14 protein-coding genes and 1 pseudogene are annotated in these 15,964 nt (G+C 62.1%); 4 read left to right on the top strand and 11 right to left on the bottom strand.

Going from position 1 to position 15,964, the window contains the following annotated elements:
* Positions 1-6: 6 nt before the first annotated feature.
* From AS026_RS26840 to AS026_RS26805, 8 genes are all read right to left on the bottom strand, one after another.
* Complete coding sequence (locus AS026_RS26840; RefSeq protein WP_018860284.1) at positions 7-324, bottom strand: hypothetical protein; 318 nt, start codon at positions 322-324, stop codon at positions 7-9.
* Positions 324-1,820, bottom strand: coding sequence for a siroheme synthase CysG (gene cysG, locus AS026_RS26835; RefSeq protein ID WP_062373018.1), 1,497 nt, complete (start codon positions 1,818-1,820; stop codon positions 324-326). Before cysG ends, AS026_RS26840 begins: the two co-directional genes overlap by 1 nt.
* The gene (locus tag AS026_RS26830) at positions 1,792-4,449 is read right to left on the bottom strand and encodes a nitrate reductase (protein WP_062373105.1); all 2,658 of its coding nucleotides are present in this window, start codon (positions 4,447-4,449) and stop codon (positions 1,792-1,794) included. The genes cysG and AS026_RS26830 overlap by 29 nt, the downstream gene beginning before the upstream one ends.
* Positions 4,449-4,784 carry a nitrite reductase small subunit NirD gene (gene nirD / locus AS026_RS26825; RefSeq protein WP_025658043.1) on the bottom strand — a complete coding sequence of 112 codons (336 nt, stop codon included), beginning with the start codon at positions 4,782-4,784 and terminating at the stop codon, positions 4,449-4,451. Before nirD ends, AS026_RS26830 begins: the two co-directional genes overlap by 1 nt.
* 4 nt (positions 4,785-4,788) lie before the next feature.
* Positions 4,789-7,239: a nitrite reductase large subunit NirB gene (gene nirB / locus AS026_RS26820; RefSeq protein ID WP_062373014.1), complete on the bottom strand. Its 2,451-nt coding sequence runs from the start codon at positions 7,237-7,239 to the stop codon at positions 4,789-4,791.
* 17 nt (positions 7,240-7,256) lie between these two features.
* Entirely contained in the window at positions 7,257-8,519 is a 1,263-nt protein-coding gene (locus AS026_RS26815) for an MFS transporter (RefSeq protein ID WP_025658044.1), read from the bottom strand.
* Between the two features lie 319 nt (positions 8,520-8,838).
* Complete coding sequence (locus AS026_RS26810) at positions 8,839-10,053, bottom strand: CmpA/NrtA family ABC transporter substrate-binding protein (protein WP_062373010.1); 1,215 nt, start codon at positions 10,051-10,053, stop codon at positions 8,839-8,841.
* Positions 10,050-10,667: an ANTAR domain-containing response regulator gene (locus tag AS026_RS26805; protein WP_062373008.1), complete on the bottom strand. Its 618-nt coding sequence runs from the start codon at positions 10,665-10,667 to the stop codon at positions 10,050-10,052. The genes AS026_RS26810 and AS026_RS26805 overlap by 4 nt, the downstream gene beginning before the upstream one ends.
* A gap of 388 nt (positions 10,668-11,055) precedes the next feature.
* On the opposite strand from AS026_RS26805, the gene AS026_RS26800 reads away from it, so the two are divergent.
* Entirely contained in the window at positions 11,056-11,814 is a 759-nt protein-coding gene (locus tag AS026_RS26800) for an alpha/beta hydrolase (RefSeq protein ID WP_062373005.1), read from the top strand.
* A 74-nt stretch (positions 11,815-11,888) separates the two neighbouring features.
* Here the strand turns inward: AS026_RS26800 and AS026_RS26795 are convergent, their stop codons facing one another.
* The 3 genes from AS026_RS26795 to AS026_RS26785 all read right to left on the bottom strand — a co-directional run bounded on the left by AS026_RS26795 (position 11,889) and on the right by AS026_RS26785 (position 13,352).
* Complete coding sequence (locus tag AS026_RS26795) at positions 11,889-12,152, bottom strand: DUF2312 domain-containing protein (RefSeq protein ID WP_007527482.1); 264 nt, start codon at positions 12,150-12,152, stop codon at positions 11,889-11,891.
* A gap of 91 nt (positions 12,153-12,243) precedes the next feature.
* A complete protein-coding gene (locus AS026_RS26790) occupies positions 12,244-12,549 on the bottom strand; it encodes a DUF1244 domain-containing protein (protein WP_062373002.1) in 306 nt (101 codons plus the stop codon).
* A gap of 11 nt (positions 12,550-12,560) precedes the next feature.
* A complete protein-coding gene (locus AS026_RS26785) occupies positions 12,561-13,352 on the bottom strand; it encodes an N-formylglutamate amidohydrolase (protein WP_062372999.1) in 792 nt (263 codons plus the stop codon).
* Positions 13,353-13,550: 198 nt separating this feature from the next.
* Between AS026_RS26785 and AS026_RS26780 the strand changes: the two genes are divergently transcribed.
* From AS026_RS26780 to AS026_RS40540, 3 genes and pseudogenes are all read left to right on the top strand, one after another.
* Positions 13,551-14,039: a DUF1036 domain-containing protein gene (locus AS026_RS26780; RefSeq protein WP_025658050.1), complete on the top strand. Its 489-nt coding sequence runs from the start codon at positions 13,551-13,553 to the stop codon at positions 14,037-14,039.
* Complete coding sequence (gene pyk / locus AS026_RS26775) at positions 14,036-15,475, top strand: pyruvate kinase (protein ID WP_018860297.1); 1,440 nt, start codon at positions 14,036-14,038, stop codon at positions 15,473-15,475. Before AS026_RS26780 ends, pyk begins: the two co-directional genes overlap by 4 nt.
* A 211-nt stretch (positions 15,476-15,686) precedes the next feature.
* Positions 15,687-15,964, top strand: a pseudogene (locus tag AS026_RS40540) (reverse transcriptase domain-containing protein); the annotation flags it as partial.

Genomic DNA, 15,964 nt, shown 5'->3' with positions numbered 1-15,964 from the left:
TTTCGGCTAGAAGAGAGTGGGCGGTCCGAACTGCAGGTATGCGGCCAGACTAAGCGCGGAAAGCGAGATGGCAAACGGCGGCGCCGGCGTGCGCATAGTCCAGCCGAGAAGCAGGCCTAGCGCCGCGATCAGCATGCCGAGCCATGGTCCGTTGCCGGCGAAGGCCAATCCGAGAGCGGAAAGGCTGACGGCGCTGGCGATCATGGTCAGCGGCGCAGTTGCCACCGCGGCCTGTGTTTCGCCGCGAAAGATGCTGCTGAAGGGCGGCCAGCTCAAGGCAATGGCAAGAACGAGGAGGGCGGGGGCGATCGTGTGGAGCTGCATCAGCGCGCACCCCTGACCAAACGATGATCACCGTCGAAACCGTTCGTGTCGCGAACGTTCAGGCGTGCTGCAAGCGCAGTGCCGACCGCAATCAGTACCGGATTGTCGTAGCCGATCGCCGCAATTCCCTCAGGGATGGTTGCGAGCGTGCCGCTCCAGTCACGTTCGGTCGAACGGCTCACGTCGCTGATGATGATGGCCGGCGTTTCCGGCGGCAGGCCTTCCTCGATCAACCGGTCGGCGATGAGCGGTGCCGTCCTGCCACCCATGTAGAAGACAGCTGTGGTGTGCGGATCGGCGACAGCGGCCCAGTCGACATCGATCGGCAGGCCGCCATGACGAGAATGGCCGGTGATGAAGCGGACGGATTGGGCATGGTTGCGATGCGTCAGCGAAATCCCGAGGCGGGACGCCATGGCGCTTGCAGCTGTTATGCCGGGGATGACATCGACGGGGATGTTTTCGCGATCGAGATGGGCAATCTCTTCGCCGGCGCGGCCGAAGATCATCGGATCGCCGGACTTCAGCCGTACGACCCGCTTGCCTGATTTGGCGAGCTTCACCATCATGGCGTTGATGTCTTCCTGGCGGCAGCTTGTGCGGCCACCGCGCTTGCCAACCAACATGCGCTTGGCTTCTCGCCGGGCAAGCTCCAGAACCTCTGAAGAAACCAGGTCGTCGAAGAGGATCACGTCCGCGGCTTGCAGGGCGCGGACGGCCTTCAACGTCAGAAGCTCCGCATCACCCGGGCCGGCGCCGACCAGCGTCACGCGACCGCGCGAGCAGTGGGCGGGCGCTTCCCGAAGCCTGTCGGCCTCCTCGAGAAGCAGCCCGCCGACGCCCTCCTCCGGCGTATCCGAACTTGAAAAGGCGCGATCGACAAATCGCTCCCAAAAGGCGCGGCGGAGTGGGCCGGGAGTCAGTCGTTCATTGACCCGGTCGCGCATTGTCTGAGCGAGTTCAGCCCAACCCTTCAGTGTCCAAGGCAGCAATGTCTCGATGCGACGCCGGATCGCCTGGGCGAGGATCGGGGCGGCGCCATCCGTCGAGATCGAGACGACGACGGGTGAGCGATTGACGATGGAGCCGAACTGGAACTGGCAGAAGGCAGGCTTGTCTATGACGTTGACTGGGACGCCGGCCATGCGGGCGGCGTCGAAGAAGGCTTTCGCCTCGTCCTCTTCCTCACAGTCGGCGATGGCGATGGCCGCGGCGGCGAAGATGGTTTCATTCCATCCATGGCAGTGACGGACGAAACTGCCCCGAGGATGCTCGGCGCCGCGCGAGATCAGCTTCTCGAAAGTGTCGGAAAGCGCGTCGGCGTAGACATGCACCTGCGCGCCGCAGGCAGCGAGAAGCTCGGCTTTCCAGGCGGCGGCATCGGATCCGCCGGCGACGATCACGCGCTTGGATTCAAGTGCCCAGAACACCGGCAGCTTGGCAAGCGGTTCCATGCGGGCGGGTGCTTCATTCCGCGGCTGCTGCAAGACATCCATCGATGATCCCCCTGATTTCGGCGCGGCACGAGCCGCAGTTGGTTCCGGCATTGAGTTCCTTGCCGACGGCTTCGACGCTGTGGCAGCCGCCGCCTACAGCGGCGACGATCTGGTTGACGCCGACGCCGAAGCAGGAGCAGACGGTGGCACCCGGATCGGGCTTGTCTGCGCCCGGGCGACCGGCAACGAGAGCGAAGCGCTTGCGCAGATTGGTGTGCTCGGCGGTGAGCTGCGAGATCGCCCAGTTGCGCGCAACAGCCACCGGTTCGCGCGCCAGGAACAAGGCGGCAAGCAGTCGCTGGCCGCCAAAGAAGGCAAGCCTCAGATCGCCGGATTGCTGGTCGGCGTAACCAAGCGGCTCGACGCCCTCGGGAATAGCGAAGGTGCTGCGGCACCACGTGCACCAGTCCTCGACCGGCTGGTCGAAGGCGAGCTCCACTCGCCAGCCGCCTTCGGCCTTTGCCAGCGCCCAATAGGCGGCATCGAGGTGATCAGGCTTGGCTGCGGAAACGGCAAAGCCGTAGCGCGCCGCTTTGAAGCGTCGAGCAGCAACCGCACCATTCTTCGATGCCGGCTGGCCGGAGATTGCGTCGGTCAAGGGTGCGACGACGGCGTCGATGCGTGCCTTCGCGGCGAACTGATCGTTCCAGTGCATCGGTACGAAAATGCTGCCGCGCGCCTGGCGCTCGGTGATCAGGGCCCGAACCACGGCTTTGCCGTGAGGGCTTTCGATTTCGACGAGGCCGGCATTGCCGACGCGGATCTCGATGGCGTCGCGCGGATGAAGCTCTGCGAAGGGCTCGGCGATGTGCGAGGAGAGCCGCGCACTTTTGCCCGTCCGGGTCATCGTGTGCCACTGGTCGCGGATACGGCCGGTGTTCAGTGTGAAGGGATAGTCGGCGCTGGTGCGATCCGAGGCGACCGGTTCGACGGCGATGAAACGTGCCTTGCCGTCGGCGTGGTAGAAGCCGCCCTTGGCGAAGAAGCGGGTCTCGGTCGCGTTGTGGCCTGCGGGCTGTGGCCACTGGAAAGGGGGGAGTTCGTCGTACGACTGATGGTTCAAGCCGACGTATGCGCCGATATCAAAGTCGCGACGACCGTTGTTCTCGAAGGCGGAGAGAGCGGCGTGCTCGTCGAAGATTTCGGCATTGGAGCTGAAGTCGAAGGCTTGGGCAAAATCCATGCGACGCGCCACTTCGGCAAGCTGCCACCAGTCGGCGCGGGCCTCTCCCGGTGCATCGAGGAAGGGGCGCTGGCGGGAGATGCGGCGCTCGGAGTTGGTGACAGTGCCGCTCTTCTCACCCCAGCCGAGCGAGGGCAGAAGGACATGGGCGTGACGGGCGGTGTCTGTGCTTTTCAGGACATCGGAGACCACGACGAAGGGACAAGCCTTGATGGCGGCCTCGACGGCGTCGGCATCCGGCATGGAAACAACCGGGTTGGTCGCCATGATCCAGAGCGCCTTGATGCGGCCGTCGGCGACAGCCCTGAACATGTCGACGGCCTTCAGGCCCGGCTTTTGCGCAATGGCCGGCGCATTCCAGAAGCGCTGGACACGGTCGCGGTCCTCGGCATTTTCGATGGCCATGTGGGCGGCAAGCATGTTGGCAAGCCCACCGACTTCGCGACCACCCATCGCATTCGGCTGGCCGGTGAGCGAGAACGGGCCCATGCCCGGCCGGCCGATGCGGCCGGTGGCGAGATGACAGTTGATGATGGCGTTGACCTTGTCGGTGCCAGATGAGGACTGGTTGACGCCCTGGCTGTAGCAGGTGACGACCTTCTCGGTCGTGGCAAAGAGGCGGTAGAATTCGCGAAGCTGCATGGCCGGCAGGCCGGTCATATCAAGCACCTCGTTGAAGGAGACGCCTGTGGCAGCCGTAAAGGCCTCCGCAAAGCCGTTGGTATGTTCGGCGACGTAGTTCTGGTCGATGGCGTTGCTTGCGATCAGGTGTTCGAAAAGGCCGACGAAAAGGGCAACATCGCTGTCCGGGCGGATGGCGAGATGCAGGTCGGCGATATCTGATGTCATCGTCCGCCGGGGATCGATGACGACGACCTTCATGCCGGGGCGCGCGGCCTTGGCCACCGCCAGCCGCTGGTAGATGACCGGATGGCACCAGGCGAGGTTCGAGCCGGTGAGGATCACCAGATCGGCGAGCTCGATGTCTTCGTAGGTACCCGGCACTGTGTCCGAGCCGAAGGCGCGGCGGTGACCGGCGACGGAGGACGACATACAGAGCCGCGAATTGGTGTCGATGTTGGCCGAACCGATGAAGCCCTTCATCAGCTTGTTGGCGATATAGTAGTCCTCGGTCAGCAGCTGGCCGGACACATAGAAAGCAACGGAATCGGGGCCGTGCTCGGCGATGGCATCGGAAAATCGTTGCGCGACGAGGTCAAGCGCCTGTCCCCATTCCGCCCGCTCCCCCGCAATTTCCGGATGGAGGATGCGCCCGTCGAGATCGACGGTTTCTCCGAGCGCCGAGCCCTTCGAGCACAGCCGCCCGAAGTTGGAGGGATGGTCCGGGTCGCCCTTGACGGACACCTTGCCGTCTTCCGCGAGCTTGGCGATGACGCCGCAGCCGACACCGCAATAGGGACAGGTTGTCTTGACCTCTTTCTGCATCATTCGGCTGCCATCATCAGGCTTTCGAGCGCGATGTAGAGGGCGCCGTCCTCGTTGCGGACGGGAATGGTCCGCACTTCGCCCTCATCGGCGCCGAGCGCCTTGCCGGTTTCGAGCGAGATCACCCAGTTGTGCAACGGGCAGGTGACGGCCTTGGCATGGACGATGCCCTGGGAGAGCGGCCCGCCCTTGTGCGGGCAGTGGTCCTCGATGGCGAAGACCTCGTTTTCGGCCGTTCGGAAGACGGCGATCTTTCCCTGGGGTGTCTTCACGCAGCGAGCGCCCCGCAGCGGAATGTCGGAGATGTCGCCGATTGAAATCCAGTTCATATCCATCTCCTTACTCAGCGGCCTGCGGGTAACCGATGGTCGCCATCGGCTTGAACTCATGCTTGTCCTTGCCGGAGACGCGCTCCGACCAGGGATCGACCTGGGCGAATTTCTGGGAGAAGACGAAGCGATCGTAGTAAGCCTCGCGCTTGTCGGCGTCGCCCATGATCTGGCGGCGTATTTCCTCCAAGCCGACGCGCTTTGCCCACTTGTAGATGCGCTCGAGATAGCGGGCCTGCTCGCGATACATCTGTGTTAGCGCCACGATATGCTCCAGCGCCTCGTCCTCGGTCCTGACGAGGCCGAGGACCTCCGTGCCCTTGATGTCGAGGCCGGCGGCGCCGGCGAAGTGGATCTCGAAACCCGAGTCGACGCAGATGACGCCTATATCCTTGCAGGTCGCTTCGGCGCAGTTGCGCGGGCAGCCGGAGACGGCGAGCTTCAGCTTCGCCGGCGTCCAGGAGCCCCACATGAACTTCTCGATGCGGATGCCGAGGCCGGTGGAGTCCTGCGTGCCGAAGCGGCACCAATCGGAGCCGACGCAGGTCTTCACCGTGCGCAGGCCCTTGGCATAGGCCTGTCCGGAAACGAATCCTGCCTTGCCGAGATCGGCCCAGACAGCCGGCAGGTCTTCCTTCTCGATGCCGAGCAGGTCGATGCGCTGGCCGCCCGTCACCTTCACCATCGGGATTTCGAACTTGTCGACGACATCAGCGATGGCGCGCAGTTCGTTGGAGTTCGTCACGCCGCCCCACATGCGCGGAACGACGGAATAGGTGCCGTCCTTCTGGATGTTGGCGTGGACGCGTTCGTTGATGAAGCGCGACTGGTAGTCGTCGGCATATTCGTCCGGCCAGTCGCAGACGAGGTAGTAGTTGAGAGCCGGGCGACACTTGGCGCAACCGCACGACGTCTTCCATTCGAGCTCCTGCATGACGGCAGGGATGCTCTTCAGACCCTTGGCCTTGATGAGGCGGCGGACGTCGTCATGGCTGAGTTCGGTGCAGGTGCACATCGGCGTGACGGCGGCCGGGTTGTAGCTGTCGCCAAGCGTCAGCGTCATCAGCTTTTCAACGAGGCCGGTGCAGGAGCCGCAGGAGGCGGACGCCTTGGTGTGGGCGCGCACGTCGTCCAGCGACGTCAGGCCTTTGGACGTGATCGTCGACGTGATCTTGCCCTTGCATACGCCGTTGCAGCCACAGATTTCCGCGTCATCCGGCAAGGCTGCAACGGCCGCCATAGGGTCCAGCGGCGACCCTCCCTGGTAGGCCTGACCAAAGATCAGCGTTTCGCGCATCTCCTTGATATCGGTCCGTTTCTTTTTCAGATCGTTGAACCAGGCGCCGTCGGCGGTTTCGCCGTAGAGCACGGTGCCGATGATCCTGTTGTCCTTCAACACGAGGCGCTTATAGACGCCGGCTGAGGCGTCGCGCAGCACGATTTCCTCTCGGTCGTCGCCATCGGCGAAGTCACCGAGCGAGAAGAGCTCGATACCTGTCACTTTGAGCTTGGTCGGCGTGTCGGAATGCACGAAGGCAGCGGAACGGTCGCCGGATAGATGCGAGGCGGCGACGCGGGCCATCTCGTAAAGCGGAGCGACAAGGCCGTAGACCATGCCGCCGACTTCGGCGCATTCGCCGAGCGCCATGATGCTGCCGTCCGAGGTCAGCATGCCGTCATCGACGACGATGCCGCGGTTGACGGCAATGCCGGCGTCCTTGGCGAGCCCAACGCTCGGGCGGATGCCGACCGCCATGACGACGAGGGTCGCCGGAATGATACGGCCGTCGTCGAGCTCGATGCCCTCGACCTTGCCGTTACCGATGATGGCCTTGGTATTGGCCTTGCAGATGACCTTGATGCCTCGCTCTTCCACGGCCTTCTGCAGGAGATAGCCGGCAGCAGGATCGAGCTGGCGCTCCATCAGTGTCGGCATGACATGCAGGACAGTGACGTCCATGCCGCGAGAGGCAAGGCCGGCCGCCGCTTCAAGGCCGAGCAGGCCGCCGCCGATGACGATCGCTTTCTCGCGAGACTGGGCGGCGAGCAGCATCGCCTGCACGTCGTCGAGGTCGCGATAGGTGATGACGCCGGGCAGATCCTTGCCGGGCACGGGAATGATGAAGGGCACGGAGCCGGTGGCGATCACCAGCTTGTCGTAGCTTTCCGTGACGCCGTGATCCGATGTGACCGTCTTGGCCGCACGGTCGATCATGATGATCTTGTGGCCCTTGTAGAGGGTGATGCCGTGCTTGATGTACCATCCATCGCCGTGGATGATGATCTCTTCGTAGTCCTTTTCGCCGGACAGAACCGGCGAGAGCATGATGCGGTCGTAGTTGACGCGCGGCTCGGCGTTGAAGATCGTGACCTGATATTGGCCCGGCGTCCTTTCGAACAGGTGCTCGAGCATGCGCCCGGGCGCCATGCCGTTGCCGATGATGACAAGCTTCTCAGTCATGGTTTTAGGTCCTCAGATCAGGTGGCAGCGACGGCTTGGGCGGAGAGGCCACGGCGGTCGAGTTGCTTGACCGACAGGTGCATCCAGACCAGCGAAATGATCACGATCGCAAAGAGCAGCATGAAGCAGCTCGACCAGAGGCCGGTCATATCCTTGAGAAAGCCGAAGGCGATCGGCAGGATGAAGCCGCCAAGGCCGCCCATCATGCCGACGATGCCGCCAACGGCGCCGACGCTTTCAGGGTAGTAGGCCGGGATGTGCTTGTAGACGGCGGCCTTGCCGAGGCTCATGACGAAGCCGAGAGCGAAGATGACGACGATGAAGACCGCAGGCGTGATGCCGACCGTTGCGCTTGCGCCGGCAGCCGGGAGTGACAGGATGAGTGTCGCGACAGCTGCGACGGCGAACATCACATACATCACGCTGCGGGCGCCCTTCTTGTCGGAGACAACACCGCCGAACGCACGAAAGATGCTGCCCGGAATGGAATAAGCGGCTGCGACCATGCCTGCAGTTGCTAGATTGAAGCCGTAAACACCGACCAGATAGCGGGGCAGCCACAGCGACAGTGCAACGAAACCGCCGAAGGCGAAGAAGTAGTAGAGGGAGAAACGCCAGACCTGGACGTTTTTCAGCGGCGCGAATTCCTGTGCCAGGCTCTTGGAGGCAACCTTGCCCTCGCGGCGAAGGCGGAAGGCCGGATCATCCGTTGTGGTGAACCAGAAGACGATTGCCATTAATGCCAGGCCGACCGCCCAGATCTGAGCAACCGCCTGCCAGCCCCAGGCGATCAAGACGAAGGGTGCCGCGAATTTGGTCACTGCGGCGCCGACGTTGCCGGCACCGAAGATGCCGAGCGCCGTTCCCTGCTTTTGAGGCGGGAAGAAGGGCGAGACATAGGCGACGCCGACTGCGAAGGAGCCGCCGGCAAGGCCGACGCCGAGGCCGGCGATCAGCATCTGCGTGTAGGTCTGGGCATAGGAGAGGAGGAAGGTCGCCAGGGCAGCAGCCAACATGGTGAGCGTGTAGACGAGGCGGCCGCCATAACGGCCGGTCCAGATGCCAAGGACGATACGGACAAGCGAACCGGTCAGAACGGGCGTGCCGACCAACAATCCGAACTCGGCTTCGTTCAGGCCGAGATCCTGTTTGATGCGGATGCCGATGATCGCGAAGATCGTCCAGACGGCAAAACAGAGGGTGAAGGCAATCGTGGACATCCACAATGCTTTGGCTGGTTCGCCGGCGGACATTGACTGCGTGTTCCTGATAACAGACATGGCTTCTCCGGGGCCCGACAAGGTCGTGCCTATCCATCGCTAGGGGTTAAAAACAAAAAACCGCTGGTCAGGGCGCGCTTTCACTAGACGTGCGCGAGATATCCTGATCAGCGGCTTTGCTGTGGGCGCCCGTCGTTGGACGCGGAATTCTTGGCCCGTTGGCCTGCTTATAACAAAGCAAGGGTCGTGCCAGTTTTAGTAAGCTATTGTTTTTGAATGAAAATCGTTGGTCGCGGAGATCCCGCGAACGTCTTCGGTGTCAACGCACGTGCAACAATCGCTCTAAAATTTGTGCAATGCGTATAAAATAAGCACGTGCTCAGCGGCGAGCTTGGCTCGCGATATAGCTGTCGACGTCATCGGGATCGAACAGGCCGCCGTCGAAGAAGCCGTCCGGCCCAAGGGTTAGCGCGCCGCTCGAGCCGACGGGCGTCTCGACCTTGAGCGCACCCTCCACCTTCGAACTCGCCGCCGGCATCGAGACATCAAGCGCCTTCAAGGCGCTTCGGTAAATATCGGGCCTGTAGGTGTCGTTGGCGATCTGCTGGTGTTCTGCGGTATGCCGGATGTGCCCCCAGCGAACCATCTGCGTGTAGAACCACAAGGCGTGGCTCTTCCAAGGGAACGTCGCTGCCTTGGCATTGGGGACAAAGAAGTCCTTGATGCTCAGCGTCTCCTTCCCGCCAATGTGCAGCAGACCGGTCAATGCGGGTAGCAGACTTTCCAAAGGCCGATCGACATAGGCGGGCTTCGCGAGCAGCTTGGCAAGCTCCTCGTGATTGCGGATGTCGGCGCACCAGCGGGAGGCCGTGTAAAGCGCCCGCAGGAGGGCCGCGAGCGCTTCCGGATGCCCGTCGGCCCAGCGGCTGTTGACGCCAAGCACCTTTTCAGGGCTCGATTTCCAGATGGCGGCCTTCACCGTCGCCAGATGCGCGCGGTTGTGGAGCACGCCGAGTGTGTTCCATGGCTCGCCGGCGCAGTAGCCGTCGATGAGGCCTGATGTCAGCGCGTCCGCCATATCGGGCGGAGGCAGGACGCCGATCTCCACATCCTTGTCGGGATCGATGCCGCTTGCGGAGAGCCAGTAGCGCAGCTCGTAGTTATGACCTGAATAGGGGTGGACGACTCCGAAGCGCAGACGCTCGCCGTTCCTGTTATCAATGACGCGCCGCAGGGCAAGGCCGCTCGCGTGGGCGTCGAGATCGGGCGAGGCACCGCATGCGGCCATCTCGCTCCAGACGTCGGCGGAGACAGTCACGGCATTGCCGCCAAGTCCAAGCGCCATCGGCACGATCATACGCGGCGCCGGCGCGGTCAGTCCGAGATTGCAGGCGATCGGCATGGGGCCGAGAATATGCGCCACGTCGAAATGGCTGACCGCAAGCCGGTCGCGAATCGTCGCCCATGAGCGTTCACGCACGAGCCTCAGCTCGATGTCCTGTTCCGCTGCAAAGCCCTTCTCCTTGGCGGCGACCAGAATTGCGCTGTCGAGAAGCGGCAGAAAGCCGGCGGTGATCTGATGGCTGCTCGTCATGTGTCGGTTCCCGGATCCAGAAGGCTCGCAGCCGTGATCAGGCTTTGGGCAATCTCGACGATTTTTCTGTTCTGGTTCATGGCCGTTCGCCGCATGAGCGCATAGGCCTCATCTTCGCTCAGTCCACGGGATCGCATCAGCAATCCCTTCGCGCGGTCGATCAGCTTGCGGTTTTCCAGTTCGCCTCGCGTTTCCTCCAACTCGCGGTTCAGGCGCGAGAAGGCATTGAACCGGCTGATCGCCATCTTGAGGATCGGGCGGACACGCTCCTGCTTCAGGCCGTCGACGATATAGGCGGAGACGCCGGCCTCGACGGCGGCCTCGATGGAGGCCTCGTCCGACTTGTCAACGAACATTGCAATGGGGCGCTTAACCGCGCGGGAAATCTGGAAGATGCTTTCCAGCATGTCGCGGTTCGGGTTCTCGAGGTCGATGACGATGACGTCGGGATTGATCTCCGTGATACGCCTCGCGAGGCTGTTCATGTCGTCGATGATCGTGACGTTGTCGTAGCCTGCCTCCCGCAGGCCAACATCGATGATCGACGCGCGGATGCTGTTCTCGTCGATGACGAGCACGTTGAGGTCACCAGGCTTGGAAGAGCGGTTGGCCACGGGGTCTACCGCCGGTCGTCAGGCATTTGCGTCAGATGAGATAGCGTCGGCATTGATATCGCGAAAGGTGCCATGCTGCGGTTGTCTTGCCCTATGATCTCTGAGGCCAAGGTCGAAGTCCCTTGTGCGGCATTGAATGCGCGAACGACGCCTCAAAATCAAGCAATTTGTTTCAATGCTTATTCTATGAGCATTGGCGAGGGCGGCGGGCGCAGCGTTCCCACGCAAATTTGCACAGGGTTGAGCTTCCTACACTGCGTTACATATCACGATGGAGCCTGACATATCAGCGATACGTCGCGCAGACCAGATTACCCACGTTTTCAACCTCAGCCGCGCCTCCCGACCATTTCAAGCCCGGCATCCCATAGATTAAAGGAGTGACCGCATGAACCGCCGTATCGTTTCCACCTTCGCACTGGCACTCGCCACCAGCGTCATCGCTTTTGCGGCCCAGGCCGCTGACATCAAGAACATCGTCATTGTTCACGGCGCCTTCGCCGACGGATCCGGCTGGCGCCAGGCCACCGAAATCCTGGAGCGGCGCGGCTTTCACGTTACGGTCGTACAGGAACCTCTGACCTCGCTCGCCGACGACGTCGCTGCGGCGAACCGCGTGCTGGACCTGCAGGATGGGCCGACGCTACTGGTCGGGCATAGCTATGGCGGCGTGGTCATTACGGAAGCCGGCCGGAACCCGCATGTCGAGGGACTTGTCTATGTGGCGGCCTTCCAGCCTGACAAGGGCGAAGATGTCGCTACTCTTGCGGGCTCAAAGCCACCGGCCGGAAAGGGCATCAAGGAAACCAAGGACGGCAAGTATCTCTATCTCGATCCAAGCGTCTTTCACGCCGATTTTGCCGCCGACCTGCCTAAGGCCGAAGCAGCCTTCGTGGCGCAGTCACAGGTCTTTGCTGCGAAAGAGGTCTTTGGCACCAAAGTCGGGGAACCTGCCTGGCGGACGAAAAAGAGCTGGTCCATCGTGGCGACCGAGGATCGCTCCATCAACCCCGAACTGGAGCGGACCATGGCAAAGCGTGCCGGCAGCGTGGTCACCGAGATCAAGTCCAGTCACGCGGTCTTCGCCTCGCAGCCGAAAAAGGTTGCTGACGTGATCGAGAAGGCGGCCAAGGAAGCCGGCAGATAAGTTCTGCCCGATCCAATCGCAAACAAAAAAGCCGCCGAGAATGTCGGCGGCTTTGAAGGTAAGGCGCGAAACGATCAGCCTTCCGGCGGAGCTTCGATCATGCCGAGTGCATGCAGATAGGTGTCGAGGATTGCGTCCTCTTCCATGCGTTCCTGCTCGTCCTTTTTGCGCAGCGCAACGACCTTCTTGAGGATCTTGGTATCGAAGCCCATGCCCTTGGCTTCGCCGTAGACGTCCTTGATGTCGTCGGCGATGGTCTTCTTTTCTTCTTCCAGGCGTTCAATGCGCTCCACAAAGGCGCGAAGCTGATCGCGGGCGACGCCATGAGCATCAGACATCGTGTTCTCCTGATTGGGGGTGGGAAAATTCGGATGGCGTTGACTGCCGCGAAGCGTGTCCGGGGTCAAGCTGATTCGAGCCGCACAGGAATTATTTGTGCGGCTTGTTCAGCTCAAACGCTGCTTTTTGCTCCGCCGAGGCGTCGTTCTGGTGGAGGTTCTTCCAATCGTCATACGGCATGCCGTAGACGATTTCGCGCGATTCGTCTTTGGAGAGCGGAACTCCGTCCGTCTCGGCTGCTTCGCGGTACCAGTTGGACAGGCAGTTGCGGCAGAAGCCCGCAAGGTTCATCAAATCGATGTTCTGGACATCGCCGCGCTCGCGCAGGTGCTCCACGAGGCGACGAAAAGCCGCAGCCTCGAATTCGGTCTGTTGTTGTTTCGTCAGGGCGGCCATCTCGGTCTCCTTTATTCGTACGGACCGGTGCGCGACACATGCACATTATACTCGTGCAGTGCCGGATCGGCATTCATGGTCTCGAAGATCGGTGCTAGACGGTCCGCCCACGCTGCAATACGCGGCTCGTCGCCGATCAGATCCTGGCGTACCTCGAGCAGCGCGTGCGGAATGCCGGTCAGCATGCAATGTCGATACATTGTATCGCCCTTCAGCGCGCCGTCGTAAGGCTCGTTGTCACCGACCACGAGATCGGGATCGCTGCGCAACAAATCAAGCAGGGGGGCGACTGCGCGCTTGTCGGTATCCCACAGAACGGCTGCGTGCCAGGGGCGGGGAAAGTGTTTCCAGACCGGCGTGTAGGAATGAAGCGAGAGAACGAGCGGCGCGCTCCCGGTCATGTTGGCGACTCTGTCGATCGTTTCGCTGACGGCATTGTGATAGGGCCGGTGGAACGTTTCGATCCGGTAATTCCACTCCTCCACGGTGATCGGATGGTTGCCCGGCACGATCGCGCCGTCCGATATCTTCATGATCAACGTGGGGTCGTCTTCGCCCCGGTTCGGGTCGATCAGCAACCGCGAAAAGCCGCCCAGGACGGCGGGCACTCGGAGCCTCGTCGACAGGTTCCTGACAAGTCCCTCGATGCCGATGTCATAGGCGATGTGGCGCTCGAAGGCATTGTCCGGCAAGCCAAGTCGTCCATAGCGCTCCGGCAGTCGATTCATCGCGTGATCGCCGAGCAGCACCATGCCTTTGTCATGATCGCCGGCTAGTAGTTCAAATGATTTGAAAGTGCTCATGGATGAAATGTCGATCGCAGTTTACGGGGCCGTCTTTGATCGCACGCGTCACCGATGGGTTCAAGCGCGCTTGGCAAGCAAAGGCTGCGGCCCGGCCGAAGTACGGTCGGCCATCTAGGATATAATCGATTAGCATTGCGTTGACATTCGCCGGGAGGCAGCGCAAGAAAGCACAAACATCGAATAACCGGGAGCCAATTGGAAGTCGTGTTGATCCAGACCGCGCCAAGTTTCCTTACGCGTTCCGGGCCGCTTGCCCGTTTTGCCCTTTTTGTCCTTGCGGCGTTCTCGCCGTTCTTCATTGCCGATGTGGCCCGCGCGGATTTCCGTGTGTGCAACGGAACGCAGAATCTGGTGGGCGTGGCGATCGGATATCGAGCCAAGGATGGCTGGATGACGGAAGGCTGGTGGCAAGTGCCGGCGACGACCTGTGCGACGCTGATCGAGGGGGAGTTGCAGTCCCGATACTATTATCTCTACGCCGAAGACGCTGCCCGGGGAGGCCGATGGACGGGTGACGTGCAGATGTGCGTGGCGGAAAACGAGTTCAAGATCACGGGAGTCAATGATTGCTACGCCCGTGGCTATCAAAAGATGGGGTTCAAGGAATATGACACGGGCCGCCAGGGCAGCTGGATGGTTCAACTTTCCGATACCCCAGGCACCCAAGAAAGCCCGAATCAATGAAGCGCAACCGCAAAGTTAAAATCCTCGCCACCCTCGGACCCGCCTCGTCCGAGGAATCGATGATCGAGAAGCTGCACCAGGCCGGTGCCGACGTCTTTCGCATCAACATGAGCCACGCCAGCCATGACGTGATGCGCACGCTGATCAAGCGTATCCGCGCCGTCGAAGCGCGCTCCGGCCGTCCGATCGGCATCCTTGCCGACCTGCAGGGCCCGAAGCTGCGCGTCGGCAAGTTCGCCGAAGGCAAGGTCGACCTGAAGCCAGGCGACACCTTCACGCTCGACAACAAGGACATTCCCGGCGACGCCACCCGCGTGTTCCTGCCGCATCCGGAAATTCTGGAATCGGTGCAGCCCGGTCACCGCCTGCTGATCGACGACGGCAAGCTCGCCCTGCGCGCTGAAAAGTGCGACGGCAAGAGCATCGTCACGACGGTCATTTCCGGCACGAAGATTTCCGACCGCAAGGGCGTCAGCCTTCCCGACACGCTGCTCACCGTCGGGGTTCTGACCGACAAGGACCGCACCGACCTGGCAGCTGTTCTCGAAACCGACGATGTCGACTGGGTCGCGCTCTCCTTCGTGCAGCGCCCGGAAGATCTGGCTGAAGTGCGCAAGATCGCGCGCGGCCGTGTCGGCATCATGTCGAAGATCGAAAAGCCGCAGGCGATCGAGCGCATCGAGGAAATCATCGAGCTGTCCGACGCGCTCATGGTCGCCCGTGGTGACCTCGGCGTCGAAATGCCGCTCGAATCCGTGCCGGGCATCCAGAAGCAATTGATCCGCGCCTGCCGCCGTTCGGGCAAGCCGGTCGTCGTCGCGACGCAGATGCTGGAATCGATGATCTCCGCGCCGGTTCCGACCCGCGCCGAGGTGTCCGACGTCGCCACGGCCGTCTTCGAAGGCGCCGATGCGGTGATGCTATCGGCGGAATCCGCTTCGGGTGACTACCCGGTCGAAGCGGTCTCGACGATGGCCTCGATCGCCAGCGCCATCGAGCGCGAGCCGCACTATCCTGGTATTATCTACGCGCAGCGTGCGCAGCCGGAGGCAACCGGCGCCGACGCGATTTCGCTCGCGGCCCGGCAGATCGCCGAGACGCTGCGCCTGTCGGCCATCGTCTGTTATACCTCGTCAGGCACAACCGGCTTGCGCGCCTCGCGCGAGCGCCCGCAGGTGCCGATCCTGGCGCTGTCGCCTGTCATCCAGACGGCTCGCCGCCTTGCCATCGTGTGGGGCCTGCACTGCGTCGTCACGCATGACGCGACCGACCTTGACGACATGGTCAACCGTGCCTGCCGCATAGTAGCCGATGAAGGCTTCGGCAAGCCGGGCGACCGCATCATTATCTCGGCCGGCGTGCCGCTCGGGACACCTGGTGCCACCAACATGCTGCGCATCGCCTATATCGGCTCCGACGGCCAGAGCGGCGTCTAAGATTTTCCGTAGGGATTGAACGAAAGCCCGTCGCCTGACCTAGGCGACGGCTCTTTTTGTTGTGCGCGCAGCATGGGCGCATTCTTGTGGGTGGAAGTCCCACCGTAAGCTGGTCACAGCGAGCGAAGTGAAGCGCAACTGCGGAAGGGTGACCAACCGTGGGGAGGAAGCGTGGATCGAACCTGCGGGCCGATGGACAGGAACCGGATATGTGATGATCCCGAAGCCAAGGGGGCGGCGAGCGCGAGCTTGGCATCCCCAGGGTGCTGGACCGTCTGATCCAACAGGCGCTCCTGCAAGTCCTCCAGCCTATTCTTGATCCGACTTTTAGTCAGCACAGCTACGGCTTCCGTCCTGGAAGGAGTGCACACGATGCCGTCCTGGCGGCGCAATCGTTCGTGCAGTCCGGACGGCGGGTTGTCGTGGACGTTGACCTGGAGAAATTCTTCGACCGGGTTGACCATGACATCCTGATCGACCGTCTGCGCA

Source organism: Rhizobium altiplani (assembly GCF_001542405.1).
Classification (GTDB): domain Bacteria; phylum Pseudomonadota; class Alphaproteobacteria; order Rhizobiales; family Rhizobiaceae; genus Rhizobium; species Rhizobium altiplani.
Note: the sequence above shows the minus strand (reverse complement) of the source record. Positions and strands in the feature narration are given on the sequence as shown.